General features: G+C 61.7%; 24 protein-coding genes. 10 read left to right on the top strand and 14 right to left on the bottom strand.

Annotated elements, in window-relative coordinates:
• Window positions 1–61: 61 nt before the first annotated feature.
• On the top strand, window positions 62–358 hold the full coding sequence (locus D2V17_RS20945) for a hypothetical protein (protein ID WP_147367313.1): 297 nt from the start codon (window positions 62–64) through the stop codon (window positions 356–358).
• Here D2V17_RS20945 and D2V17_RS09240 read toward each other — a convergent pair.
• The 14 genes from D2V17_RS09240 to trbB form a co-directional block, all read right to left on the bottom strand.
• Window positions 344–2,017 carry an asparagine synthase-related protein gene (locus D2V17_RS09240; protein ID WP_197273853.1) on the bottom strand — a complete coding sequence of 558 codons (1,674 nt, stop codon included), beginning with the start codon at window positions 2,015–2,017 and terminating at the stop codon, window positions 344–346. The two genes, D2V17_RS20945 and D2V17_RS09240, sit on opposite strands and share 15 nt — an antisense overlap.
• A gap of 50 nt (window positions 2,018–2,067) precedes the next feature.
• The gene (locus D2V17_RS09235; RefSeq protein ID WP_010240191.1) at window positions 2,068–2,682 is read right to left on the bottom strand and encodes a lasso peptide biosynthesis B2 protein; all 615 of its coding nucleotides are present in this window, start codon (window positions 2,680–2,682) and stop codon (window positions 2,068–2,070) included.
• Window positions 2,683–2,744: 62 nt separating this feature from the next.
• The gene (locus D2V17_RS09230; protein WP_010240188.1) at window positions 2,745–2,882 is read right to left on the bottom strand and encodes a benenodin family lasso peptide; all 138 of its coding nucleotides are present in this window, start codon (window positions 2,880–2,882) and stop codon (window positions 2,745–2,747) included.
• 329 nt (window positions 2,883–3,211) lie between these two features.
• Complete coding sequence (locus D2V17_RS09225) at window positions 3,212–3,448, bottom strand: DUF2274 domain-containing protein (protein ID WP_010240186.1); 237 nt, start codon at window positions 3,446–3,448, stop codon at window positions 3,212–3,214.
• Window positions 3,445–4,623 (bottom strand): TraB/TrbI/VirB10 family type IV secretion system protein, encoded by a 1,179-nt coding sequence (locus tag D2V17_RS09220; protein ID WP_119592705.1) that lies wholly within the window; start codon window positions 4,621–4,623, stop codon window positions 3,445–3,447. The genes D2V17_RS09225 and D2V17_RS09220 overlap by 4 nt, the downstream gene beginning before the upstream one ends.
• A complete protein-coding gene (gene trbG / locus D2V17_RS09215) occupies window positions 4,620–5,621 on the bottom strand; it encodes a P-type conjugative transfer protein TrbG (protein WP_029140648.1) in 1,002 nt (333 codons plus the stop codon). The genes D2V17_RS09220 and trbG overlap by 4 nt, the downstream gene beginning before the upstream one ends.
• Window positions 5,621–6,301 carry a conjugal transfer protein TrbF gene (gene trbF, locus D2V17_RS09210; RefSeq protein WP_010240179.1) on the bottom strand — a complete coding sequence of 227 codons (681 nt, stop codon included), beginning with the start codon at window positions 6,299–6,301 and terminating at the stop codon, window positions 5,621–5,623. The genes trbG and trbF overlap by 1 nt, the downstream gene beginning before the upstream one ends.
• A 6-nt stretch (window positions 6,302–6,307) precedes the next feature.
• Window positions 6,308–7,621, bottom strand: a complete 1,314-nt coding sequence (trbL, locus tag D2V17_RS09205; protein ID WP_010240177.1) for a P-type conjugative transfer protein TrbL — start codon at window positions 7,619–7,621, stop codon at window positions 6,308–6,310.
• A 1-nt stretch (window position 7,622) separates the two neighbouring features.
• The gene (trbK-alt, locus tag D2V17_RS09200; RefSeq protein ID WP_050775919.1) at window positions 7,623–7,949 is read right to left on the bottom strand and encodes a putative entry exclusion protein TrbK-alt; all 327 of its coding nucleotides are present in this window, start codon (window positions 7,947–7,949) and stop codon (window positions 7,623–7,625) included.
• Window positions 7,950–7,955: 6 nt separating this feature from the next.
• Window positions 7,956–8,702 carry a P-type conjugative transfer protein TrbJ gene (trbJ, locus tag D2V17_RS09195; RefSeq protein ID WP_369814780.1) on the bottom strand — a complete coding sequence of 249 codons (747 nt, stop codon included), beginning with the start codon at window positions 8,700–8,702 and terminating at the stop codon, window positions 7,956–7,958.
• The gene (trbE, locus tag D2V17_RS09190) at window positions 8,699–11,161 is read right to left on the bottom strand and encodes a conjugal transfer protein TrbE (RefSeq protein WP_060703633.1); all 2,463 of its coding nucleotides are present in this window, start codon (window positions 11,159–11,161) and stop codon (window positions 8,699–8,701) included. The genes trbJ and trbE overlap by 4 nt, the downstream gene beginning before the upstream one ends.
• Before the next feature lie 3 nt (window positions 11,162–11,164).
• On the bottom strand, window positions 11,165–11,440 hold the full coding sequence (locus D2V17_RS09185; RefSeq protein WP_010240658.1) for a VirB3 family type IV secretion system protein: 276 nt from the start codon (window positions 11,438–11,440) through the stop codon (window positions 11,165–11,167).
• Window positions 11,440–11,763 carry a TrbC/VirB2 family type IV secretion system protein gene (locus D2V17_RS09180; RefSeq protein WP_369813978.1) on the bottom strand — a complete coding sequence of 108 codons (324 nt, stop codon included), beginning with the start codon at window positions 11,761–11,763 and terminating at the stop codon, window positions 11,440–11,442. Before D2V17_RS09180 ends, D2V17_RS09185 begins: the two co-directional genes overlap by 1 nt.
• Before the next feature lie 5 nt (window positions 11,764–11,768).
• Complete coding sequence (gene trbB, locus D2V17_RS09175) at window positions 11,769–12,749, bottom strand: P-type conjugative transfer ATPase TrbB (protein ID WP_119592704.1); 981 nt, start codon at window positions 12,747–12,749, stop codon at window positions 11,769–11,771.
• A gap of 242 nt (window positions 12,750–12,991) precedes the next feature.
• On the opposite strand from trbB, the gene D2V17_RS09170 reads away from it, so the two are divergent.
• The 9 genes from D2V17_RS09170 (at window position 12,992) to tnpC (ending at window position 26,422) form a co-directional block, all read left to right on the top strand.
• The gene (locus D2V17_RS09170) at window positions 12,992–14,149 is read left to right on the top strand and encodes a cysteine desulfurase family protein (RefSeq protein WP_060703634.1); all 1,158 of its coding nucleotides are present in this window, start codon (window positions 12,992–12,994) and stop codon (window positions 14,147–14,149) included.
• Window positions 14,150–14,218: 69 nt separating this feature from the next.
• Window positions 14,219–15,175, top strand: coding sequence for a DUF4007 family protein (locus D2V17_RS09165; RefSeq protein WP_082380674.1), 957 nt, complete (start codon window positions 14,219–14,221; stop codon window positions 15,173–15,175).
• Window positions 15,172–18,540: an ATP-binding protein gene (locus tag D2V17_RS09160; protein WP_119592703.1), complete on the top strand. Its 3,369-nt coding sequence runs from the start codon at window positions 15,172–15,174 to the stop codon at window positions 18,538–18,540. Before D2V17_RS09165 ends, D2V17_RS09160 begins: the two co-directional genes overlap by 4 nt.
• Window positions 18,537–19,376, top strand: a complete 840-nt coding sequence (locus D2V17_RS09155; protein WP_010240132.1) for a phosphoadenosine phosphosulfate reductase domain-containing protein — start codon at window positions 18,537–18,539, stop codon at window positions 19,374–19,376. The genes D2V17_RS09160 and D2V17_RS09155 overlap by 4 nt, the downstream gene beginning before the upstream one ends.
• A 136-nt stretch (window positions 19,377–19,512) precedes the next feature.
• Window positions 19,513–21,933 (top strand): sensor histidine kinase, encoded by a 2,421-nt coding sequence (locus D2V17_RS09150; protein ID WP_119592702.1) that lies wholly within the window; start codon window positions 19,513–19,515, stop codon window positions 21,931–21,933.
• Window positions 21,930–23,843, top strand: a complete 1,914-nt coding sequence (locus D2V17_RS09145; RefSeq protein ID WP_119592701.1) for a hypothetical protein — start codon at window positions 21,930–21,932, stop codon at window positions 23,841–23,843. Before D2V17_RS09150 ends, D2V17_RS09145 begins: the two co-directional genes overlap by 4 nt.
• 162 nt (window positions 23,844–24,005) lie before the next feature.
• Window positions 24,006–24,383, top strand: coding sequence for an IS66-like element accessory protein TnpA (gene tnpA / locus D2V17_RS09140; RefSeq protein WP_066843951.1), 378 nt, complete (start codon window positions 24,006–24,008; stop codon window positions 24,381–24,383).
• A complete protein-coding gene (tnpB, locus tag D2V17_RS09135; RefSeq protein WP_119592682.1) occupies window positions 24,380–24,721 on the top strand; it encodes an IS66 family insertion sequence element accessory protein TnpB in 342 nt (113 codons plus the stop codon). Before tnpA ends, tnpB begins: the two co-directional genes overlap by 4 nt.
• Window positions 24,722–24,781: 60 nt before the next feature.
• Complete coding sequence (gene tnpC / locus D2V17_RS09130; protein WP_119592683.1) at window positions 24,782–26,422, top strand: IS66 family transposase; 1,641 nt, start codon at window positions 24,782–24,784, stop codon at window positions 26,420–26,422.
• The last annotated feature ends 52 nt before the right edge of the window (window positions 26,423–26,474 follow it).

Below are 26,474 nucleotides of genomic sequence, written 5' to 3'. Positions count from 1 at the left end.
ACACTCCGCTGATCTACGCCGCGAGTTGTGCCAAATGTTCTGACGACGGACAGTTCCAATTTTGATCCAGGCAGGGGACAGCGAGTACGAAGGCAGCCTCGATGTCGTTGAAACCTTCTCGCATAACAATAAGGCTATCGAACTCTACGTGTTCCCCGATGAGTCTCATGTCAAATGGCAATCGTCGCATCGCCTGGCGATGTACGAGCGCGTCGTCGAATGGTTCGAGTTCTGGCTTATGGGCAGGCTGAACTGCAATCCTTCAAGAGAAGCACAGTACGCCCGCTGGAGCGCCATGGAGGGTGCCCCGCCCACACGCGACCTTCGCTGCCATGCTGAACCATTAGCGGGTCCATGAGCGAGCCCAATTCTCGGCTTCGAGCAGGTCAAGTATGCGACCGAACATGCTGTTGTCGTCTCGTTCATCAGTGCGCAGCGCGGCTTCCACGGCATGGCGGTCGATTACCCCGTTCGCGGCGAGCAACCCATCCAGCAAGCGCTCGGCGATCGAATTTCGGTTCAGGGCGAAAATTTGCCTTACGAAGCTGTCGGGTCCGGCCTTCGATGTTCTGGCCAGCACGGCAGGCGGCAATTCCTGTGCGAATGCCGCCCGGGCCAAAGCGCGGTTCCTGCCGCCGTGTGCCCATATCCAAGTCGGAACACCGAGACAAAACTCCATGAGCGGCTGACTCATTAGTGGCGAAAATCGAGGCGGGCCGGCGGCCAGTCCATGAATGTGGTTCTGTGCCCGCATGATCAGGACCATATGGTCGCGTTTTCCCGAACCTGAGATCCCTAGAGGACTCAGCCAGGGCACGAGTGGCTCGCTGTACGCAGCGTCAGTTCCGCAGGTAAGCAGACTCGCATCGACCGGCCAGCTTTCCCTCGTTCCCTTACCAAGCCGTCTGCGAAGAACTGCGGCGACCATGGTGGGGACCGAGCATCCGGTGATATGGCACATGTCAATCAGGGAGCGCAGCACGCCTGTCCCCAGACCCTCCGCTGCCAGCCGGTCGGCTACCGGCGCAGAGGAATGGAGGAAACAGAACAGATTGTCGCCTCCGTTGCCATCGTAGATGACCGAGGCGCCGAGGTCCGCCATCGCATCGACAAGCAAGGCGTCAAGAATGTGCTGGAATGAACGTCGGGCCGGTCGCGGCAACCCCCGGGAGGAAGACCTCGAAGGATCGTAAAACGCCGGGTCGTATATCCGTTCGACACACCGAACCCCGAACCATTCCGCCACGCGATTGGCGTATATGCGCTCGTCGCCGGACGGATCCGGAGTGGCGAGAGTAACGCAATCGAAGCGTTCGCCCGAATGGGCCAGAGCAGCGCAAATGAATGACGAATCGACGCCGCCCGATGCCGCTACGCTTGCTCTTCCAAACATGCCGCTCCAGCTTTGCAGCACTGCGGCGCCGAGCTCCTTCAGTTGCGCGGCGTAATCCGTGAATGCCGGGATCGGCATTCGTGGGAGAAAGTCGGTTGCATGCCATATCCTACGGATCTGCAAACCCTGGCGCGCGAGTAAATGCAGCGATCCAGGCGCGAGTTCGTCAATTCCCTCAAGACACGTTTTCCGGTGGCGTTGTTCAGGCCGTAGCAGGTGCGCGTGCAGCGCCGGGTACGAAACCGGCGTCTCCAATCCTCCCGCTTCCGCAATCAGGAGCGGGTCACTGGTCAGTATGACGTGCTCGGATGTGGAGAGAAGGTAAACGGGCAAGAGTCCGGAAGGATCGACCAGCACACCCATTGGCCCATTGCTCCAATCGCCTAGGATGGCGACATATCCACCCCAGACGTTGGCGACGAGATGCTTGGCGGCCTCCTCGGCTTCGGCCGGGGCCAACCCGAGTTCCTCGGCGGCGCGCACGCGGCGATATGTCGTTCGGGAAAAAGCGATCCCGATCAGGCAGCACTGTCGGTTCAGGAAATGGCAGGGCGTTTCGCTGTCACACCACAAGGCCGCGACATCGGAACAAACCTGACCCGGGGTTGCAACGATTGACGGCAAGATTTGGCCGTTCGCGCCATGAGGAACCGCAAGAACAAAACGTAGCGGTCTCATACGACAAGAATTGGTTCATAGCGGAGCACTTCTTCGACACTGTCGTTCAAGACCGTGTCTCGGTGCTGCGTCCAGCAGTGTGCTGCAAAAGGGGGTGTATGGACGCCGATGACGATCCGCGCCCGGTCGCCATATGCGGCAAGACAAGTCGCGAGAGCGATGGAGCGCGAAAGACACCGGTCCGCAGCGGTGCGCAACAATCGTGCATCCTCAAAAGCCCCGATACACCTGCGTCCCTTCTCACTGATCTCGAATTGGCTTTCCGACCTGGATTCGACAACGCTCCGTAATTGGGAAAGGACCAGCGCCAAAGAGTGTTTCGCGAGCCGCGCTTCAACGCGGCGTTGCATCCAAAGCGCTCTCGCGACTGCGGGCAGACTAAAGGTGTGCTCGGCGATTGCCGGGCTCGATTGTTCTGGGACGGTCCAGTCCGCAGGCCGGGCGAGGCTGCTCGGTTGGTGCCATTGCTTCTCGGGATACCGGCCAAGTTTTTCGAGACATCTGCGATTTTCGTCATCCGACAACCGAAAGTAGCGATCGTTGGAAACATCGAGAAATAGGAGCTGGCCATCCAAAATGCGCCACGCCAGTCCTTCGCGGTGGAGATCCATCGATTGGGAGCCCGAATCGGCGGGTCGCGCGGCAGGATTGCGCCGCACGGCCCGCCGAGGACTTATTCGTCGAGCAGGCCCGGGCTGTTGGCCAATTGCCCGCCGCTGGCGTCGATGTAGAAACCGACGGCGCCCTTGGTCTCAACCGAGGCCTTGCCGAGGTCGATAACCTCATTCTGGTTATGGTCGAACTCCTTCATGATTCACTCCTGTGGTTGGTATCGCGACTCGGACGTCGCAAGTGGAGAGTGAGCGCGGAGCGGAATTCAGACCAACTTATAATGGAATTATAAATACAGTGTGGTCGAAGATGCGACCGGGTGATGGAAACACCCGTTGGCGAGTGTATCGACACTTTTAGCTTTTCGCCTGGACATGCGTGTCGCCACCCGGTCGCTAGGAACATGCGTTCGCTACTTCACGATAAGGCCAATCATGCACGCGGAAACAGCGCAATTCTACCTACGTGTGCATTTCGCAAGTAAGAATGGCTTGGAAGAACCAGAAAAAGTTCCGATATTGTAGGTGCTTATTGTTTGGATAGTGCGCGCGATCCTCTGCGTGCCTTGGCAAAATCCCGGTCACTTGCAACAAAGCGCTCGATCATCGGCGGAATAAGCAGCTCAGGCACAGGCGCACCCTCTGATACCCCGCCATTGAGCACGGTCCCATATTCGATCAGCCGGCGATGGAGCCGGGCAGGGATTTCGATCGTTAACTTTACAGGCTTGCCATCGGTGATGTCGGAGAGTTTGAGCCGGGTCATGCTCCACCCTCCAGCACGATATCGCGCGTCACCAGCACCCGCACGGGAAAGCCGGGGCGGATCGTCAGCGTCGGGCGGATATCGAGCTCGCGTGCAATCACCTGCTCGCCAGCGCGATTGATGCTGTCCTGACTGCCGCGGCGAACAGCGCGCAGCAGATCATCATCTCCACCTGCGCCGAGTTCGCCACCAATCCCGAGCAAAGTGGAAACGAGCGCCGCCTTGACGACACCGCCCCAATGGTAATCGACGCCGTCTTCCAGTCCGGCATAGCCCGAGGGATCGGCGACTGGCTGGCGATCGAGCACAATCGAGCGACCATCAGGCAGGATGAGCCTGTTCCAGGCCAGCAGCACCCGGCGTTGCCCGAACCCGACATCGGATTCGTACTCACCGATCAGGCGCGCACCCTGCGGGATCAGAAGATGCCGTCCGGTCAGGCTGTCATAGATATTCTCGGTAACCTGCGCGGTCACGAGGCCGGGCTGGTCTGAGCGGATGCCGGTGATCAGCGCTGCCGGAATGATCGACCCGGCCTGAAGCAGCGCGCCAGATGGCACCGCCTCAAGCCGCTGCACGGACGCTGTCCGCGTCTCGGCAGGCTGTTGGAGAAAACTTGCCCGCGCGGTCGAGACGGAAGGCTGAACTGGTACTGCCGGTTGTGGCCCAGAACCCGAAGCTGCCGGACCGGAACTGGCAGCTTGTGTCCCGCCGCCGAAAAACAGGCGGCTGCCGCGCGCCGCCTCGCGTTCCTGTTCTAGGCGTTCGCGCTCTATTTCTTCAGGGCTCGGCGCCGCCCGCTGGGGCGGGACCGGAGGCGGGGCGCCGACAGGGGGCAGCGCGGCAATAGCACCGCGATCCTGCGCCTCGAGGATCGGTTGACCGAGATCGCCCGGCAGCGGTGGCCCTAACCTCGGAACCTGGGAATAGTCCGCCGGGGCTGCGGCAAGCCCGTCTGCCACAGCGATCCCGTCGGTGTTCACCAGCTCTTCGCCGCTGTCCTGTGAGGGCGGCTGCAGGCCGTAGAGCAATATACCGCCAAGGACGGTCAGACCCGCGGCGCTGGCAATGCCGATAGCCTTGCGCGACAGCCTGACCACGCGCGGCCCTTCCCCGCGCAATTGAACGATACTTTCGGCATCGGGTGGCGGCTCGGTCTTGCTTTCCTCGTTCACGACCGCCCCCTCTTGCGGTTTTCAATCTTCACGCGGACCTGTCTGCGACCGGCACCGAGGCGCAGTTCGGCCTTGTGGAAGAGGCGGTCGACGATGAGATAGCGCCCGGAGACCCGGTAATTGACCAGCTCGGCTGCGCCACCGGCGCCAACCACGAAAAATGGCGGCATTTCGCCCCGGGCGATATCGGGTGGAAACTCGACCAGGGTCCGCTGTCCGTCGTCGAAGACCCGTAGCGGGCGCCAGTCAGGCTTGTCACCCGAGATGCGGTAATCGAAATTGAGCGCCTCAAGCGTGAACCCGTCGGCGACTGGTGTGGCTCGCGCCGCTCGCTCTTCTTCAAGGCGCAGCGCGATCAGTTCGTCTGCCGGATAGGACCAGCTGACCGAGGCCATATAGATGTCCGGATTGGCGCGCAGTTCGATATGATAGGTGCGGCGGTCGGTATTGATGACCAGATTGGTGGCGATGTCGGGCCGCGTCGGTTTGATAAGGATATGCACCCGCTGCGTCGCTCCCGAGCCGCTCAGCGTGTCGCCGATCATCCAGCGCACGGTATCACCTGCAGCGACCGGCCCGGGGCCGACCAGCGTTTCGCCCTCCTGCAAGGCGATGTCGGTCACCTGCCCGGGTTTGGCGTAGACCTGGAACAACGCACCTTCGCGATAGGCATAGCGCTGGATGGCATTGTCAAATCCGGCATTGTCCGGTTCGATCCTGGCGGCCTCGTTCGCCGCTCCCACATGGCTCTGAGGATCAGGGGCGGGGTCAGAGGCAGGGGAGCGGCGCGCGGCAGTGGGGGAGGCCTGCCGCGAGGGGGTGTTGGCATATGCAATGGCCTGAACAAGGCGGGATGCATCGGCGAGGTCGAAGGCGGTGATCGCCCGCGATGCGGCCCGGGCCTGCGGCGCAGGCGTCGCTGACGCGGGCGATCCGGCAAGGAGTAGAACGCCGGCTGCGAGCAGCGCCGGACGGGAGAATTGAAGTAAGTGCGTCATCAGCCAAGCTCCTTTGACCAGTTGATCGAGGTGACGAAGATCCCGAGCGGATTGCTGGTGAGCGCGTCGGGCGTTCTGGGAGGCTGGACGGCAACGCCGAGGATAGCGGTCCAGCGAGTGGTTTCGGCGAGCGCGCCGTCGCGGTAGCGCCGCTCGACCCAGGCCACGCGGAAGCTGCGCGGCGAGGCTCGGATCACGCTGGTGACATCGACCGCAACCTGTTCGCGGCCGATTGCCGCGAACGGGTCGTTGGCCCGCGCATAATCGTTGAGCGCCAAGGCGCCCTTGTCGCTGGCGAACTGGTAGGCTCTGAGCCAGTTCTCGCGCACCACAATCGGATCGTCGGGGATAGCGCGGACATGCTCGATAAACCGGGCGAGGTGAAAGGCGATCTGCGGATCGGTCGGCTCGTAATCCGCAGCGGCAGGAGCGACGGTGCGGGCCTCGCCGAGCCTATCGACCTCGACCACCCAGGGCACGATGGTGCCGCGCGCATTCTGCCACACGAGCCCGCCCGTCAGCGCTGCCGACAGGCCGAGGGCGCCGAAAAAGGCGTAGCGCCAGCTCTTTGCCTGGACGCGCGCGGAACCGATGCGTTCGTCCCAGACCTGCGCCGCGCGCTGGTAGGGCGTCTCTGCTTGAGGCGTTTTTGCGTAGCGGATCGAAGGCCGTTTGAACATTGAAAGCTAATCCTTCTCTTTGGTGTCGATGGAAGCGCCTGCACCGTGGCCATCACCGGAGCGCACGGTGTGCGCGGCAAGCGAGGCCGAGTGCCCCAGGCTCTGCCTGTGCTTCATGGACCGCGCCCAGGCCGGCGGGCCGTTCGTCTGTTCCGGATCCGGTGACGAAGCACCGTGAGCGGGCACGATGCGGCCACCCATGTTCCCGACCGACGCACGCGCCCCGTCGCGGAAATTGCTCCTGGCGCTGTCTGCCGCTTTGCGTAGCGGCGACATGGCGGCACCGCCTGCTGCGCGGCCAACACCCGCCATTCCGCTTGCAACCGCGGCGCCGCCGCTCTTGCCCGCCGAACCGGTGGCATAGGCCATGGTCGCACCTCCGGCAGCGCGCGAGGTGCCTCGCGCGACGGAAGAGGCAGCACTGGCGACCGCGCCGCCCGCAAGTTTGGCACCGGCCACGCCGCCAACCGCAGCACCGCCTGCAAGAAGCGCGGTGCCTGCGGCAGCGCCTGCACCGAGCTGCGGACCGCCCGCGACAATGCCATTGGCGATCCCCGGCCCGAAAATGCCCAGACCAAGCAGGGTGAGGCTGGCGAGCACGATGGCCAGCGCATCCTCGATGGTCGGCTCGCCGGGGATGGCGCCGGTGAATTCGGCGAAGAGCGTCGAACCGATGCCGATGATGACGGCGAGAACGAGCACCTTGATCCCCGAGGAGACCACATTGCCGAGCACACGTTCGGCAAGGAAGGCGGTCTTGCCGAAGAGGCCAAAGGGAATGAGCACGAAACCCGCCAAGGTCGTCAGCTTGAACTCGATCAGGGTGACGAACAGCTGGATGGAGAGAATGAAGAAGGCGATGATGACAATCGCCCAGGCGACAAGCAGGATGATGATCTGCAGAAAATTCTCGAAGAAGCCGACATAGCCCATCAGATCGGCAATCGATTCGAGCAGCGGCCAGGCGGCATCGATGCCTACTTGCGCCACCCGTCCCGGCTGCAACAGATCGCTCGCGCCAAGCCCCGAGCCGCTCGCCTTCAGGCCTAGCCCGGCAAAGCTGTTGAACACGATATTGGCGAGCGCGCTCCAGTTGCCGATGATGTAGGCAAAGATTCCGACGAAAAGCGTCTTCTTGACGAGCCGGGCGATGATGTCGTCGTTCGCGCCCCAGCTCCAGAACAGGGCGGCGAGCGTGACATCGATCACGATCAGCGTGGTCGCGATAAAGGCGACCTCGCCAGAAAGCAGCCCGAAGCCGCTGTCGATATATTGCGAGAAGATCGCGAGGAAGCGATCGACAACACCGGTGCCGCCCATGTCAGTTCTCTCCTCTCGCTTCGCGGGAAAAGGACTCAGGCAGCGCCCTGTCGCCGATCCCGGAATAAGCCTCGGGGTGATCGACGCCGAAGAAGCGGCGGCGTTTTTCGGCCCAGGCCGCGCGGCAATCGGGCGAGGACAGCGCCAGTTCGCCCATTTGAGCGCAAGCCCTCAGCTGTGCTGGCAGCGGATCACCGTCGGGCACCCATATGCGCCGGTCAGCTTGCCGCACCGGCGCGGGCTCCTCGCGCAGCTGGACGATCGTCGTCGCGATGGCGAGACCGACGAACACAACGGCACCGATGCGCGCGAGGAGCTTGGTGTCCATCGCGGATCAGTCCGATCCGCCGGGCAGATAGCGCGGACGAATAGCGAGAAACCGCCTCAACTGCTCGCGCGCCTGTGCCTTGGCCGCCGCGCGTTCGGCGGCATCGAGCGCCTGCGCCCGGCCAGTAGCGGCGATCGTGGCGGTCAGGTCGGCCAGCTGGCGGGCCTGCAATGCCAGCAGCTGGTTGCCAGCCTGTGCTGCCTGCAAGGCGCCCGTGGCGGACTGGCTTGCGGAAACGAGGCTGCCGAGCGCTTCGCGCGAACCTTCGATATTGGCAACCGTGCCCGCCTGGACCTTGAGGGCATCTTCGAAAGCCACCACGCTGTTTTGCCAGCGCGCCTCGGCGCCTTCGACCATCGCCCGCTGCGAGGCACCGAGCGGTACGTTCTTGTAATGCTGGTCGAAAGCGCCCTCGATGGTGCGGACATCGTAGGCGATGCGCTGGGCTTCATTCAGCAGTTGCTGGGTCTGCCGGATCTGGTCCTGCAGGGGCTGCACGATCGTCAGCGGCAGGCTCTGAAGGTTCTTCGCCTCGTTGATGAGCGACGTCGCCTGGTTCTGCAGCATGCGGATCTGGTTGTTGATCTGCTCGAGCGTGCGCGCGGCAGTCAGCACGTTCTGCGCGTAATTGGACGGATCGTAAACGATCCCGCCGAACTGGGCGTGTGCAGGCGTTGATACCAAGGCGCTCGTACTCGCCAAGGCGAGCGCGGTGCCCATGGCCAGGCTGCGGATGATTTTTCGAGAGGTCACTTCAGGTCTCCTTCTGATGGGTTTGGGGGGTCGGAAGAGTGCGCATCGCTGCCGAGCAATTCGGCGGCCCAGTGGAGGCCGCGATACCTCAGCCAGTGGACGGCAAAGCCGCTCCGACCATGCTCTTCGATGATGCGGGACATGGCGAGCTGGTCGCTCTTGGAAGAAGCGGCGGCAAAGGCGAGCGCCACTTCGCCAAGGCCCAGTTCGAACAGGCGATTACCGCGAGAGGACTGACAGTAATAATCGCGCTTGGCCGTTGCCCGGCTGAGGATTTCAATCTGGCGGTCGTTCAGCCCGAAGCGGCGATAGATACTCAAAATCTGGGGTTCGACCGCCCGGTCATTGGGCAGGAAGATTCGCGTCGGGCAGCTTTCGATAATCGCGGGCGCGATCGCCGAGGTCTCGATATCTGCAAGGCTTTGAGTGGCGAAAACGACGCTCGCATTCTTTTTGCGCAGGGTCTTGAGCCATTCGCGCAATTGCGCGGCGAAGGCCGGACTGTCGAGCACCAGCCAGCCTTCATCGATGATGATGAGCGTCGGCGAGCCGTCGAGGCGGCCTTCGATACTGTGAAACAGATAGGACAGCACGGCAGGCGCAGCCGCCGATCCGGTCAGCCCTTCGGTCTCGAACGCCTGGAAACTCGCTTCGCCCAGCCGTTCGCTCTCGGCATCGAGGAGCCGTCCGAACGGCCCGCCGACGCAGTAGGGGGCAAGCGCCTGCTTCAATGCCTGCGATTGCAAAAGGACAGCAAGCCCGGTGAGCGTGCGCTCAGCGACCGGCGCGCTCGCCAGCGAGCTCAGCGCCGACCACAGATGATCCTTGGTTTCCGGATCGAGTGCGACGCCCTCCGCAGCGAGGATCGCCTGAAGCCATTCCGAGGCCCAGTTGCGCTGTGCCGGCTCATGGATCCGCGCCAACGGTTGCAGCAGGACTGGCTCGTCGCTGTCCTCGGAAAGACTCGATCCCAGATCCTGCCAATCGCCGCCGCACACGAGCGCGGCCGCACGGATCGAGCCACCGAAATCGAAAGCGAAAATCTGCGACCCGGCATAGCGGCGAAACTGCAACGCCATCATTGCCAGCAAGACCGATTTGCCCGCCCCGGTCGGACCGACGACGAGGCTGTGTCCGACGTCACCGACATGAAGCGAAAACCGGAACGGGGTCGAGCCTTCGGTCTTGGCGTAAAACAACGGCGGCGCGTTGAAATGCGCATCGTGTTCCAGTCCGGCCCAGACAGCCGAAAGCGGCATCATATGCGCAAGGTTCAGCGTCGAGATCGGGGGCTGGCGAACATTGCCGTAGACATGGCCGGGCAGCGATCCGAGCCAGGCCTCGATCGCATTCATGCCTTCGGTCACGCAGGTAAAATCGCGGCCCTGGATGACCTTTTCGACCAGCCGCAGCTTCTCGGCGGCAAGCGCCGGTTCCTCGTCCCACACCGTAACGGTCGCGGTGACCAGCGCGAGCCCGACATGGTCGGCGCCCAGCTCCTGCAGCGCGGCATCGGCATCCTCGGCCTTGTTGGCGGCATCGCTGTCGACCAGCACCGAAGCCTCGTTGGTCATCACTTCCTTGAGGATCGCGGCGACCGATTTGCGCTTGGCGAACCACTGGCGGCGAATTTTCGAAAGCAGCTTCGTCGCATCGGATTTGTCGAGCATGATTGCCCGCGTCGACCAGCGATAGGCAAAGCCTAGCGCATTGAGTTCATCGAGCAGGCCGGGGAATGTCGCGCTCGGAAAGCCGATCACGGTCAGTGTCCGCAGATGGGCCGCACCCAGGCGCGGTTCGAGACCGCCGGTCAGCGGCTCGTCGGCAAGCAGCGCATCGAGATGCATCGGGGTTTCGGGAACGCGTACATCGTGCAGTCGCGTCGAGATGCAGCTGTGAAGATAGCTCAGGGTCTCGCCATCATCGAGCCATTGGACCTCAGGAAAGAACCCTTCGAACAGGCGCAGCAGCCGGTCGGTCCGATCGGCGAAGCCCTCGAGAAGCTCGCGCGGATCCACGCCTTTCTCGGCCCTTCCTTCGTAGAGCCAGCTTTCAGCCCGCGCGGCATCCTCGGCTGGCGGCATCCATAGGAGGGTCAGAAAATAGCGGCTCTCGAAATGCGCGCCCTCTTCTGCGAACTGCGCGGCGCGCTCGCGTTCGACCAGTGCCGAAGCCGGATCGGGAAAGGCGCAGACGGGATAATCAAGTGCCGGACGGCGCACGGCCTCGACGAAGATCGACCAGCCCGACCCGAGCCGGCGCAGCGCGCTGTTCAATCGAGCGGTCGTGGCAACCAGTTCGGCAGGAGTCGAACTGTCGAGATCCGGCCCGCGAAAGCGGGCGGTGCGCTGGAAGCTGCCGTCCTTGTTGAGCACAACGCCGGGGGCGACGAGCGCCGCCCATGGCAGGAAATCCGCAAGCCGGTCGGCCTTGTTTCGATATTCGCGCAGGGACAGCATGGCTCAGACCTGCAGATGTGCGGGGAACCGCAGATGCCGCCGCGCGACATCGACGAATTGCGGATCGTGCCGGGCGGCCCAGACCGCGACCATGTGGCCGAGCGCGAAAAACGCGGCGCCTGCGATCCACAGCTGCAGACCCAGTCCGATTGCGCCCGCCAACGTCGCATTGGCGATAGCGAGCCCGCGCGGCGCACCGCCGAGCAGGATATGCTCGGTCAGCGCCCGGTGAACTGGAACAGCAAAGCCGTTCGGCAGAGGAGATTGACCGCTGTCCATCAGACCAGCGCTCCGCCGCCGAAGGAGAAGAACGAAAGGAAGAAGGAGGACGCGGCAAAGGCGATCGAAAGCCCGAAGACGATCTGGATCAGGCGCCTGAAGCCTCCCGATGTATCCCCGAAAGCGAGCGCCAGCCCGGTGGCGATGATGATGATCACCGCGACAATCTTGGCGACCGGGCCCTGGATTGATTCGAGGATCGCCTGGAGCGGCGCTTCCCACGGCATCGACGAGCCGGCGGCCTGGGCGGGCGCCGCAAATGCCAGCGCAATGACGCTCCCAACGATCAAAGCGGACAGGCGCGGTCGCGCCCGCGAAAAGATATGGGTCACGAATGGTCTCCTGTTGTGGATGGAAGGGGTGCGAGGACGTATTCGCCCGCGGCATCGAGTCCGCGCACCTCGGCGAGTTCGGCAAGGCGCCGCCCGGTGCCGTCGCGCACAAGCACGGCGATAATATCGATGGTCTCGGCGATCAGCGCGCGCGGCACGGTGACCACGCTTTCCTGGATAAGCTGTTCGAGCCGCCGCAGTGTGCCAAGCGCCGAGCCGGCGTGAAGCGTGCCGACCCCGCCTGGATGACCGGTGCCCCAGGCTTTCAGCAGATCGAGCGCCTCGGCACCGCGCACCTCTCCGATGGGAATGCGATCGGGCCGCAGGCGCAGCGCCGACCGGACAAGATCGGACAAAGTCGCAACGCCGTCCTTGGTTCGCAGCGATACCAGATTGGGCGCTGCACATTGCAGCTCCAGCGTATCCTCGATGAGGACGACACGGTCGGACGTGGCTGCGACCTCGGCGAGCAACGCATTGGTGAGCGTCGTCTTGCCGGTCGAGGTGCCGCCGACGACCAGAATGTTCTTTTTCGCAGCGACCGCACCGGCAAGCGCTTCGGCCTGCCATTTGCTCATGATCCCGGTCGTCACGTAATCGGCCAGCGAGAACACCGCGATGGCTGGTTTGCGGATGGCGAAGCTCGGGGCGGCAACCACCGGTGGCAGCAGACCTTCGAAGCGCTCGCCGCCTTCCGGCAGTTCGGCGGACACACGCGGTACGCTTGCATGCACCTCGGCGCCGACATGATGGGCGACCAGCCGGATGATCCGCTCGCCATCGGCTGCGCTCATCAGACATTCGCTCGCCGCGAGACCCTCGCCCAACCGGTCCACCCAGAGACGCCCGTCGGGGTTGAGCATGACTTCGATGACATCGGGCTCGTCGAGCCAGCGGGCGATGTCGCCGCCAAGCGCAGTGCGCAGCATGCGCGCGCCGCGCGATGAGACTTCGGATCGAAGGGGGATGACGCTCATGGACTGCCTCGGATGCGGCAACCGACCATCGGCTGCGTTCGCGAGGCAGATCAAAAAGACATTACTTTGCCCTCGGGCAACAGTGATCTGCAATCGGCGTAGAAAGGCGAAGAATAAGAAATAAAAGGCAAGGCCAAATCGGGAGGGCGTCGCCATTCAGGCTCGAACACCGCGCGATCGTGGTTGCTTTGCCAGGCCAGGTTTGGTCTTATCGGTGCACCGATTTCAATGAAGGTTGTTCCTTGCGCAGACCCGGCCCCGCCTATCTCGATTTCATGGCCTCAACTCCGGTCGATCCCTCGGTCATCGATGCGATGACGGACGCGATGAGCCATGACTGGGGCAATCCGCATTCGGATCATGCGCATGGCCTGCAGGCCTCGAAAATTGTCGAACGATCGCGCGAAGCGCTCGCGGCGCTGCTCGGAGCCGGGGAGGACGAAATCCTCTTCACCAGCGGAGCAACCGAGGCGAACAACCTCGCCATCAAAGGTGTTATGAGCTCAGCCGAACGACGCGGAAACCATCTGGTGGTGTCATCGATCGAGCACAAATGCGTGCTGGAGGCCGCCCGTTCGCTCGTGAAAACCGGGATCGAGGTCACCGAAGTCAAACCGGGGGCAGATGGCCGCGTTCGCGCAGAAGCCATCGCGCAGGCCCTGAGGCCCGACACGGCGCTCGTATCGGTCATGCACGCCAACAACGAAACCGGCGTCATTCAACCCGTGCGCGAGATTGCCGAAATCTGTCATCGCCAAGGTGTCCTGTTTCACACAGACGCGGCGCAGACCGTCGGAAAGATCGATGTCGACTTCAACCATACCGGTGCCGATCTGCTGAGTTTCTCCGGTCACAAGTTCTACGGTCCAAAAGGCATCGGCGGCCTTGTCGTGTCGCGCGCCGCGCGGTTACGGCTCGTTCCGCAGCTTGATGGCGGTGGACAGCAGCCTCTCGGACGCAGCGGTACAGTGCCGGTTCCGCTTTGCGCCGGGCTTGCAGCGGCGGCGCGGCTTTACGAGCGCCACGGCCAGTCGGCACGCACACATATTCAATCATTACAAAGACTTTTAGAAGATCGGGTCACCAGGAAGGGATGTCCTTTCACTATCAATCCGCATGCCGAGCGCATCCCGGGTTGCACGAGCCTCAGGGCCGAGGGAGTGAATGCGGAAGACATCCTCTTGCATGCCCGCGGCGAACTATCGGCATCGACAGGCTCAGCCTGCAACTCAGGCAGCATCGAGCCGTCTTACGTCCTGTTGGCGCAAGGGCTTTCCTTTGACGAGGCTTCGTCGTCCGTTCGCATCGGGATTGGCCGAACCACTTCCGAGGCCGATATCGACCGTGCCGTCAGTGCGCTCTTGGCCGCGCACGAGAAAGCCTACCGAGCAGCGGCCTGAAGCGTAAATTTCCAAGCAGGGCCCGCATCGAGGTTGCCAACTGGGGGAAATCACCAGTAGGAAAAAGCTATGCTCAGAGGCCCTCTTGGACAAACCGGCGTGAAGACGCGCTTCGCGGGACATGAAACCTTTCCGCTGAGGCGGCTGTGGCTACGCAAGGCTTACGATGCGGTCTGCGAGGATGCGGAGGCTCCGGCCCCAAATACCTTCGACAAGGACGAAGGGATCATCCGGTTCGGAGTCGGCAAGAATATGGTTGCGGCAATCAAGCATTGGGCGCTCACTTGCCGAATCATTGAAGAAGACCCGGAGCGGGGTGTCGGCGCCTTGAAGGCAACGTCCTTCGGCAAGCTCATCTTCGACCGCGATACAGGTCTCGATCCATTTATGGAAAGCCTCGCGACCACATGGCTGCTCCATTGGCAGATCGCCAGCAATTTCGAGCGCGCGACGACATGGTATTATGCGTTCAACCATCTGAATGCACACGGGTTCGACCGCGACGGCATTGCCGAGCCGATCCGGCTGCTGTGTGCCCAACTCGACCGGTCGCGGGCCTCCTCCACAACGATCAAGCGCGACGTGGAATGCTTTGTCAGATCCTATGTCGCCAAGGTCGGCGCGGGCGCGGTTGACGATCAGGTGGAAACCGTACTTGGCGAACTTGGCCTTATGCGCGAAGTGTCATCGCGATCGTTCGCTTTCCGCCATGGGCCCAAGCCCGGCTTGCCCAACGGTATCTTCCTTTTTGCGCTTGCAGATTTCTGGGCAAGGCGTGCACCCGAGCAAGCAACGCTCGCCATCGATACGCTGGTATACGAGCCCGGATCGCCGGGGCGGATCTTCAAGCTAGACGAGGATGCGCTGATCGACCGGCTTGTCGATATCGAAAGGGTCGCCAAGGGCGCCTTTCTGTGGACCGACAGCGCAGGCGTGCGCGCGATTGCAAGGCGGGGAGAAAGCTTGCCCGATCCGGCCTCCTTTATCGCCAGCGCCTATCCGCACACCAAGGCGCTCGCGGCATGACCCAGACCTACCTCGCAGACCATGTTTCGGTCGCGCCGCGCTACCAGCGATCGGTCAGAATCGACGCCGATTTTGGCCAGGCCGACCCCCTGTCCGGTTATGTACTGCAAGGATCGGCGCGCGATGCGTTGACCACCACGCTCCGCCTCGCGACAAACGGCCAGGGCGCGTTCACATGGACGGGCCCTTATGGCGGCGGCAAGTCGAGCCTCGCGCTCGCGCTTGCCTCCTACTCGCTCGGGCGCGGACCTGCCTTCAAAGAAGCGAAACAACTCCTTGGCGATGTGCCCGAAGTAACCGCCGTTTTCGGGCGTGCGCCCAAAGACTGGCTCTGCGTGCCGCTGAGCGGTCGGAGGGGCGATCCGGTGGCCGACCTGCGCGAAGCGCTCGCATCAGCAATCGCTGGCGAGCCGGGCCACGCGCGGACCAAGCGGTCCAAGATGGAAGCTGCTGACGGGCGCGATATCGTCGAGCGGCTGCAGCGCGAGGTTGAAGCGCGTCCCAAGGGCGGAGTGCTCGTCATTGTCGATGAGCTGGGCAAATATCTGGAAGGTGCTGCCGACCACGCCATCGACATCCATTTCTTCCAGGATCTCGCAGAGGCCGCCAATCGCAGCGAGGGAAGGCTTATCGTCGTGGGCGTACTGCACCAGGCTTTCGAGCGCTATGCGGATCGTCTTGGCCAGAGCGTCCAGGACGAATGGCGCAAGATTCAGGGCCGCTTTGCGGATGTCCCGATCATTACGGCGGTCGACGAGGTGATCGAATTGGTCGAGCGTGCCGTCACGACAGAGCGTTCGCACCCTCAGTCGCATCCGATTGCCGCTATTGTTGCCAGCGAGATTGCCGAACGGCGACCAGGTGTGCCCAAGGATCTTGCGGAGAGGCTCGACGATTGCTGGCCTCTCAACCCTGCGGCGGCAGCGCTGCTTGGACCGATCACCCGGCGGCGCTTCAGCCAGAACGAACGCAGCCTGTTCGGTTTTCTTGCCTCAGCGGAACCCAGCGGCTTCACCGAATTTCTTCAGCGCACGACGCTCGCCTCAGGAAAAACCTTCAGACCGGCAGAACTTTGGGATTATCTGCAGGTCAATCTGGAGCCCGCGATCATGGCTTCGCCCGACGGCCATCGCTGGGCACAGGCCGCAGAAGCGATAGCGAGGGCGGGCCGCGACGGCACCCACCTGCGCTTGCAGATCGCGAAGACCGTAGCGGTCATCGATCTGTTCAGCAATGGATCGGGACTGGCAGCCTCGCCCCGGACAATCGCGGCAAGCCTCGGTCATTCCGATGCCGACGTCGAAGATCAGCTTGCCGATCTCGTCAAGATTTCGGCGCTTGTCTACCGTCGTCATCTGGGCGCCTATGCAATCTATGCCGGCAGCGATTTCGACATCGAGGGCGAAATCGAGGCCCGCATCGCCGAACGCGGGCGGCTCGAGATAGCGTCGCTGAACGATCTCGCCTCGCTGCAGCCGATTCTGGCCAAACGGCATTACGCCGAATATGGCACGCCGCGCTGGTTCGACGCACAAATCGGCGAACTGGCGCCGCAAGGGCTTGGTCCGAAAGACGTTCGGGTTAGCGCCGGGGCTGCTGGCAAGTTCCTGCTGCTTCTGCCTGGGATCGACGTCGATCCCGACCAAGCGGAGGCGAGCCTGATCGAAGTCTCGCGCACGGAGCATCGGCACGGTCTGCCCGTAATTGTCGGTCTTGCATCGAACAGTGCGGACATTCGCAAAACAGCGATCGAGCTCGAAGCCGCGCGCGACGTGCGCAACGAAAGCCCCGAACTGGCCGGAGATGCAGCCGCCAGGCGCGAGATCGATGCCCGCATTGCCCATTTGTCCGCGCAGCTGGAAGGTCTCTTGAGAGACGGTTTCGAGCGCGCGCACTGGTTCGACACTGGTAAGCCGCTCGATTTGCAGTCGCTTTCCTATGGCCTGTCGCAAGCAGCAAGCGATATCGCCCGGCGGACTTTCCGGCAGGCTCCGATCGTGCATTCCGAACTCATCAATCGTCGGCGGCCTTCGAGCAATTCCAATGCGGCGTTGCGAGCCCTGTTGCATGCTATCGTAGTGGGCCGCGGCGAGCAGCACTTCGGGATCAAGGGCTATCCGGCCGAGAAGGGCCTAGCGGTTACCGTTCTGGAACGCGCGGGTCTCTATGTCCGGCAAGGCGAGCGGTGGGACTTCGTTCCGCCCAGCGAGACCAGCACCTTCGCCCCTCTCTGGTCGCTGACCGATGACCTGCTCGAAGCCGGCGAGCAGGTTTGTGTTGCCGACATTTACCGGGCGTGGGGCGAGCCGCCTTACGGCGTGCAGCAAGGCGTGATGCCCCTGTTAATCGTGACCTATCTTTTCTCGCGCCGTCACAGCACCGCGGTCTATGCGAAAGAGGCCTTCCAGCCGGCCATATCCGATCTGGTCATGGATCTTCTGCTGCAGGACCCCGAACATATTGCGCTGAGATCGGTTCCGACCGATGCCGCGAATGCGGTCGCGCTGAAGGAGTTTGCCGCCGTCGCGAGCGAATTCGTCGAAGAGGCGCCATCGGAGGAGCCGCTCGATATAGCACAGGCGCTCGTGCAGTTTGCGTACAGCCTTCCCAACTGGTCCCGCAAGGCGCAAGCCACACTCTCCAAGCAAGCGATCGATGTGCGCCGCTTGTTGCTCGATGCGGATGATCCCTACCAGTTCCTCTTCGTCGACATACCCGAAGCGCTCGAGGCTTCAGGCGAAGGCACCGCACGTGCGCTGCGCACGGTCCTCAGCGAACTTGATCACGCTTACCCAGACATGATCGAGGATCTGAAAACCCGGATGCTGGAGGGCCTGAAACATCGCGACGCAGGAAATCTCGCCGAGTTGGTGGAGCGAGCCAAGCGAATAGCGGGGCATGGGGGAGACGACCTCAAGCTTCGAGGCTTCATCACGAGGCTGGCCGAGTTCGATGGGTCGACGGAAAGCATGGCGGAAATTTGCGGTCTCGTGATGGGCAAGCCGGTGACGACGTGGCACGATCTCGAGCCGAGCCGGGCGGCGATGCAACTGTCGGAATACGCCTACCGGTTCCGCCGCGTGGAACTGTTCGGCGACAGCGACCAGCAACCGACCCAGACCGCGGTGATGGTGATGGCGGGTGTCGGGTCGACCGAACGAAGCGTCGTTCGCAGAGCACAGATTGCAACCGAGGCGCAGAAGCGCCTAGGGCCACTTCTCGACGAGATCGGCAAGACGCTCGACGCCGCACAGCTCGAGCCCGATATGGTGCTCGCCGTGATCGCGGAGCTCGCGCAGCGTCATATCGAGGATGACGGCGAGCGCGATGTCACTGTGCCCATCAGCGCGGAGAAGGAAGCGTGACCGGCGAGGCGATGCATGTTCTGGGTCTGTCCGGCGGACGAGACAGCGCTGCCCTCGCGGTCTGGATGCGCGATCACCGTCCGGACATCGATGTGCGGTATTTCTTCACTGACACCGGCAAGGAGCTACCCGAGGTCTACGATTATCTCGGCCGCCTTGAGGGCTTCCTTGGCAAGACCATTGAAATGCTCAACCCTGGTCGGGATTTCGATTTTTGGCTAGCCGAATACGGCCACTTCCTGCCTTCCCCGCGTACCCGCTGGTGCACGCGGCAGCTCAAGATTCAGCCGTTCCAGAAGTGGCTCAAACCGCATCTCGACGCAGGCGTGGAGGTGCATTCCTATGTCGCGATCCGGGCCGACGAGCCGAGCCGCTCGGGAATGATCGCAACCCACCCCAACATGCACGTCCATTTCCCATTGAGGGAGGCCGGCCTCGACAAGGCTTCGGTCATCGGCCTGCTGGAAAACTCCGGGCTTGGCCTACCGGATTACTATCGCTGGCGCTCTCGCAGCGGTTGCACATTCTGCTTTTACCAGCAGAAGATCGAATGGGTGCGGCTGATGCGCGAGCACCCGGACGCCTTCGAGGAAGCCAAGCGTTACGAGAAATCAGCCATCGAGCACGGTTCACCGTTCACCTGGACCCAGAACGAAAGTCTCGAAGAACTGGCGCGGCCGGAGCGGGTTGCCGAGATCGAGCGCAATCATGAAGAGCGCAAGGCACAGGCGCTCGCTCGCAGAATGCCAAATTCGCTGAGAGCACGGATCACCGATAGGACGGTGGAACAGATGCTTGCGGACGAGGACAGCGGCTGTCTCGTCTGTCACAAATGACGAAGCCTACAAATATCGAGGCTCAAGTTTGCAGTCTATGATGTCGACAAATCAACTTTCCTTGGTTCCGGGGGCATGCTTGAGATGCCAAAATTAGAATACTGTCATTTTACCATTTCCGTTCTATGTGCCCGTGATGTTTAAGGTTTCGGCCCGCACCGTTCTTGAGCTCGGCTCAGAGCTCATCAGCTCCGACGCGATCGCATTCTATGAGCTTATCAAGAACGGTGTTGACGCAGGGACGAAGGACGGCGTCACGATCAAATTCAAGGTTGTCCTCGCCCGCAGGGACTATCTCGAGTTGCGCCATACCGTGAACCGCCTGCGAAATATGCCCGACAATGGCAATCATGCGGAAGATGAGTTCGATTTCGAGGAAGCGCTTGCCGAACTGCTCGATGAAACCCGTGCCCGCCTCTTCAGCGATGCAGGCAAGCTTTACGATAGGGCGATCGAATTTCTCGAGGATATCGACGATCTCGACGAATACGATGCTGCGCTAGAAGAGATTGATGCGCTCAACCAGGTAACGGTTTCTGACACCGGGTCGGGCATGTCCTTGGAACAGCTCGAAACCGTGTTTCTGGTTCTCGGAACCAAATCGCGCAAAGAAGAAGTCGACACTGCGTTTGAAGACGGTGTCAGCGAAGCTCCGTATTTGGGCGAGAAAGGCATAGGCCGGCTCTCCGCAATGCGTCTTGGCGACCGGCTGACAGTTCGAACCGCCCGTGAAGAAGACGAGACCTTCAACATCTTGGACATCGATTGGACCGACTTCGAAGATCCGCAAAAGATGATCGAGGATGTCACGATCGAACCGCGCGTGGGCGGAGAGAAGCCGCAACCGGACTACAGCGGGACTGACATTCGCGTCCGCAGGCTAAAGGCCAATTGGGATCGCAACCGTGTTGAACGGCTTGCCGTTGATGATTTTTCGTTGCTTGCCAACCCGATTGGAAAGCCCAAACGCCACCGCATTGCCATTTTCTGGAACGGCGAGCGCATCAATTTTGCCCGGCTTGACAAAAATTTCCTTTCTCATGCCCACGCGACCCTCAAGGGTGAGTATAAGATCCGGGACGGCTCTCCCGAACTCACGCTGCGAATGGAGCTCGTCAATCTTGGGTTCGAGCATCCCGTCGAGCACCAGATCGAGACATTGAAATTCGACGATTTGCTCGCCGCACTGGTCGGCCTGCGTCAAAAACGCAGCCGGGAAAACAAGCGTGATGTAAACGCAGCCGCACTGACTGACGTCGGACCTTTCAATTTCGAACTCTATTGGTTCAATCGCGCAACGCTGCGAAAGGGCCGGAGTACAGGCGATTACCAGGCTTTGCGCAAATTGCTCGACCAATGGATGGGAGTGCGGCTCTATCGCGACGGGTTCAGGGTCTATCCCTATGGTACCGAAGATGATGACTGGCTCGAACTCGATCGCACAGCTCTGCGCGCCAAGGGCTATGCGCTCAATCGGATTCAGTTTGTCGGACAGGTAGATATTGGCCGCTTCAGCAATCCGCATCTAATCGACCAAACCAACCGAGAGGGTTTGCGGCACACCCCAGAAGAAGCGGTTCTCAAAGAGGCGATACAGCTCGCTGTCGACAGGCTACGCGACGAAATGAAGCGCGTCGAAAACGCTTTCAAGAAAAACAAGCCGAGAGTGCCGACGGACCCGACCCGTACGAAAGCCCTCGAACAGCGGATGAAGAAAGCAATTCGCGCGCTCGCCAGATCGGCCGATGAAGACCAGCGAGAGATCGTCGCCGAGTTTGAAGAGATGCGTGAAGAATTTTCCCGGTATGCCGCAGAAGCGCGGGAACGGATTCTCGAGCTCGAGCAGGATACCGATCAGATGGTCGCGATGGCCGGCGTAGGTCTGATGGTCGAGGTCGTTGCCCACGAATTGGCTCGATCCGCCGAGGATGCGCTCGACACGCTAAACAAGCTTCAGCGTAAAAACGTACCGGAAGAGGTACGAAGCAGGTTGGAAAGTCTGCGCGCGTCGATGAAAGCGATAAGCAAGCGGCTTCGTATTCTCGACCCGCTCAGCGTGAGTGGCCGACAACGCAAGGAGGCGTTCGAACTTGACGAGCTTGTCCGCGACCTCCTCAGTGCCCACGAAGCGCAGTTCGACCGACACCATGTCAAACTTGAAACGCATTTCCCCGATCGTCCGGTTGCGCTGAAAGCCGTCAAAGGCATGGTCGCACAGGTTATTGAAAACCTCGTTTCCAATTCTGTCTACTGGATGGATATTGAGCGCGAACGCAAACTGGGCTTCAAGCCGCTGCTCACGATAGCGGTGGAGGACAATCCACCGCGGGTACGGGTAACCGATAATGGGCCCGGTATATCGCCCGAATACGCCGAGCGGGTTTTCGACCTGTTTTTCTCGCTGAAGGACAAGAGCCGACGGCGCGGACTCGGGCTGTTCATTGCCCGCGAAGCAGCGGAGCACAATGGCGGCGCGCTTGTCATCGACACCGAAATTGTAAACCGCGAGGGACGATACACCACGTTCGATTATCGCGTCATCGGGAGCGATGAATGACGGACAAGGAAATCATCGCCGCGGCGGGCATAAAGTCCGCGCTCATTGTCGATGATGGCTATGACCTAGTACCGCGCGCGAGCGAGCTTGCAGATGTAGACTGGGATATCTTTTTCGACGACGCCATTGGCGACGCGCTCGAGCGCTTGGAAGCGGTTTTCCCGGGCTTTGACCCCGATGAGAGAGCCGATCTTCGCGGTGATGACGCCTTCATTCAAGCGCTGTGGGAACACCGTGGAGTTCTTGACGATCTGGTTCGCGACCTGTTCGCCGACTATGTCGCGAAGAGCCTGCGAGACATCAAAGCTCTCGGTGAGATCGAAGAAATACTGACCGATCTCGGGATTGCGTTCACCAAAGCAGGACGCGACTTTGTCAAAGCTGCCGAGCAGGTCGACCTCATCATCATCGACCTTTTTCTTGGTGCCGCCCAGTCGGACGAAGACAGGCAAACGACTGTAGCCGGCCTGAAAAAAGTGATCGACGGCCGTGACGCCCCCCCCGCAGTTGTTCTGATGTCGCAGATCAGCCTCACAGAAGAGGCACCCGGGCTTCGCGACGAGGTCGAGCTCCACGCATCCGGTTTCCGCAGCATCCAGAAAAAGGTAATCAAGAAGGGCGCTCGAATGCGGCGCATCATCGCAACCTTGGCGACGCACCGTGAAGATAGTCTCTTGCTGGCGGAATTCACTAATAAGTGGAAGACCGGCGCATCTGACGCGGTCGAACGTGCGGGACGAGAATTGCGAAGAATCGATATCGACGACCTGCATCATATCAAATCGCTGCTTTTATCAGCCGAAGGACTGCTGCCATCAAGCTATATGGTCAGCGTTCTCGACCGCGTCCTTCAATATGAAATCGAAGCCGACAAGGAAATCCTGTCCGGAGCCGAGGCGCTAGACAAAATAAGCGACAAGCCGGCTCCTTTGACGATCGCTAAGGGAAAGGACAGTTTCCGCCTCATCGAGCGGACGGTCTTCGCTAATCCCGAGCGGCGCAAGCGAGACAATGGCTCGGTCTGGCCACTCACATTTGGTGACATTCTCATGTCCCGGCTCCAGGGATCGGTCAGCAAGGCCAGCATTTTCAAAGGCGACCCAAACAGGGTGTTTTTCGTTGCCTCGCCGGAATGTGATCTGCTGCGTGGCAAAAACCTCCACGCAGCACTGCTTATCGGAGGTACCCTAGAACCGCTCGCTATGACGGAGCCACTTTTTGGCGAAGACAAGACGACGCCAATCATCACACGCGGGAAGAAGCGTTATCAGATCAGATGGGACTTCGGATTTCCAGCTACAATTACGCTCCAACGCGCGAAAAATCACTTGGCGTCGGACGGGTCTGCAAAGATTGCGGAAACTTTAAGGGACGTTAGCGCCCTCAATCTGCGGCAACAATATCTCGATCACATCGGACGCGTGGGAATGATGGCCCTGCCTCCTCGTACTTTCAACATAACCGTGCAATGCGCCTATCCGACAAAAAATGGCGACCTCGTAGTAATCAAGATCGGTAGCAAATCCGATCTGACAGGTGTGATGCATATCGATCAGCGCACGAAGACCGCACGCATCGCCTTCGACCAGACGCAGGAAGACGATTTTGCCGATGCGATCTTGGGTATCGACCTCGGTGATGTCGCCACCAATAGTCGATCCGAAATAGAGGCGCTCCAGCAGCAAACCCAGCTTCAGCAGTTGTTCCGCACAGGCTTCCAGAATCTAAAATATCCACTTAAACCCAGCCAAGTGGCCCAACTAATCGCTCCTTCCAGAAGCGTGGGCAACGATGCGAGCCAGAAAAATAAGCCGATTGGCAAGCTATTTGATGGCGAGAGCTCGCATCCTTCGGCCAGTGTGCTGCAGAATTCTGGTTTCGCTTTCACACTACTTTCCGAGCACGACTAGGCCTCTTTTAGAACTTCGCCCTGTGATGAGCGTCTCTCCTCGCGATCGAAAACAATATTCAGCTAGGTCCGAAGTAGGTACCCCTCCGGCGAGGGCCGCCTTGCGTGGATAGGTATCGAGCGCTCTTAAGCGTGCTCTTGTGAGCGCGCTTAGGAGTGGTCGATGGGTCAGGTGACGGTGTTTTCGGGGCCGGAGCGGCGGCGGCGGTGGAGCGATGAGGAGCGGCTGCAGATCCTGTCCGAGGCTTTCGCGCCGGGCGCGTGCGTTGCCCAGGTGTGCCGACGGCACGATATTTCTTCGGCGCTGATCTACACCTGGCGGCGCAAGTTGCTCGATGCAGGCGTGGAGCGGGAAGCAGAGCTGCCCGAGGCACTTCCGACGCCGGTGTTCGCCGAAGCGGTGATCGACGAAGATGTGATGGCGGCCGGCGCTGCCGAGCACCCCGCGATGATCATCGACCTGCCGCGCGGCAAGCGGCTGAGCATTTTCGCGGCGGCACCGCCGGCCCTGGTCGCTGCGGCGCTGAAGGGGCTGCGATGATCCCTTCGGGCGCGCGGGTGTGGATCGCGCTCGGCCACACGGATATGCGCAAGGGCATGCAGGGCCTGGCGCTGCTGGTGCAGCAGGGTCTCAAGCGTAATCCGCACGGCGGCGATCTGTTCGTGTTCCGTGGCCGCGCAGGCTCGCTGATCAAGATCATCTGGCACGACGGGATCGGCATGTCGCTCTACGCCAAGCGGCTAGAGAAGGGCCGGTTCGTATGGCCCTCAGCGACTGAGGGAACGGTGTCGCTGACCCCCTCGCAGCTGGCCTGCCTGCTGGAGGGGATCGACTGGCGCAACCCGCAGTATACATGGCGGCCACAGAGCGCCGGATAATCGGCGCGAGGCGGTGTTTTGCCCTTGCAGCAGAGGGTGGATGATGATTCACTCCGGTCTATGGAAGCCGCCATTTCGCCCCTTCCGGACGACGTTGAAGCGCTCAAGGCGCTGGTGGCGGCGATGGCCCGCAAGGCCGATGAGGCAGAGGCCAAGCTTGCCAACGCCATGGCCCACCAGAGCGCCATCGAGGCGCTGATCGCTCACCTCAAGCTGCAGATCGCCAAGCTCAAGCGCGAGCAGTATGGCCCCAGCGCCGAACGCAGCCGCCGTCTGCTCGACCAGATGGAGCTGCAGCTCGAAGAGCTCGAGGCTGATGCCGCCGAAGACGACCTGATCGCCGAGGGAGCGGCGGCCAAGACCGCCACGGTCACCGCCTTCGAGCGCAAGCGCCCGGCAAGGAAGCCGTTCCCCGAGCATCTGCCGCGCGAGCGCGTCGTGGTGCCTGCGCCCTGTTCCTGCCCGGCATGCGGTGGGGATCGGCTCTCGAAGCTCGGCGAGGACGTCACCGAGACACTCGAGGTGATCCCGCGCTCGTGGAAGGTGATCCAGACGGTGCGCGAGAAGTTCTCGTGCCGCGACTGCGAGAAGATCGCGCAGGCCCCCGCGCCCTTCCATGTGGTGCCCCGCGGATGGGCCGGACCCAGCTTCCTCGCGATGCTCCTGTTCGAGAAGTATGGACAGCACCAGCCCCTCAACCGCCAGGCCGAGCGGTTTGCCCGCGAAGGCGTGCCGCTCAGCCTCTCGACTCTTGCCGATCAGGTCGGGGCAGCTGCCCATGCGCTGATTCCGATCTACAAGCTCATCGAGACGCATGTTCTGGCTGCAAACCGGATCCACGGTGACGATACCACCGTGCCGGTCATGGCGAAGGGCAAGACCGATACGGCGCGATTATGGGTTTACGTACGCGATGATCGTCCCTTTGCAGGCACCGATCCTCCAGCTGCCCTGTTCCACTATTCGCGCGATCGGCGCGGCGAGCACCCGCAAGCCCATCTCGCGGCATGGTCCGGCATCCTGCAGGCCGATGCCTATAGTGGCTACAACGATCTCTATCGCGGGGACCGCGCCCCCGGTCCCGTGCTGGAAGCGGGCTGCTTTGCTCATGCGAGGCGCAAGTTCTTCGAGCTCGCCGATGTCCTGAGCTCAGCCCGCAAGAAGAGCCGCGGCCAGCGCGGCAGCATCTATCCGATCGCGCTCGAAGCCGTGCAGCGTCTCGACGCCCTGTTCGACATCGAGCGCGGCATCAACGGCAAGAGTCCTGCCGAGCGGCTCGCAGTCCGTCAGGAACTCAGCGCGCCGCTGATGGCCGAGCTCCACACCTGGCTTACCGCGCAGGTCGCCAAGCTATCGCGCGGTCATGACCTCACCAAGGCCTGCTTCTACATGCTGAAGCGCTGGGATGCGTTCACCCGCTTCCTCGACGATGGCCGCATCTGCCTCACCAACAACGCCGCCGAGCGCGCGCTGCGCTGCATCCCGCTTGGCCGCAAGGCATGGCTGTTCTGCGGATCCGATCGTGGCGGGCAACGCGCCGCCATCATCTACACCCTGATCCAGACCGCGAAGCTGGGCGACGTCGATCCGCAGGCATGGCTTGCTGATGTCCTCGCACGCATCGCCGATCATCCTGCCACCCGGCTCGACGAACTCCTGCCCTGGAACTGGGCGCCCCGTCCGAACGCGATCGCCGCGTAACCCGACCTACACTCCGGTCGGCATCACGCTGCGGCCTTCACCGGACGGATAC

Origin of the sequence: Aurantiacibacter xanthus (assembly GCF_003584015.1) — a bacterium.
In the GTDB taxonomy this organism is placed as follows: Bacteria; Pseudomonadota; Alphaproteobacteria; order Sphingomonadales; family Sphingomonadaceae; genus Alteraurantiacibacter; species Alteraurantiacibacter xanthus.
This window is presented reverse-complemented; position numbering and strand designations above follow the sequence as displayed.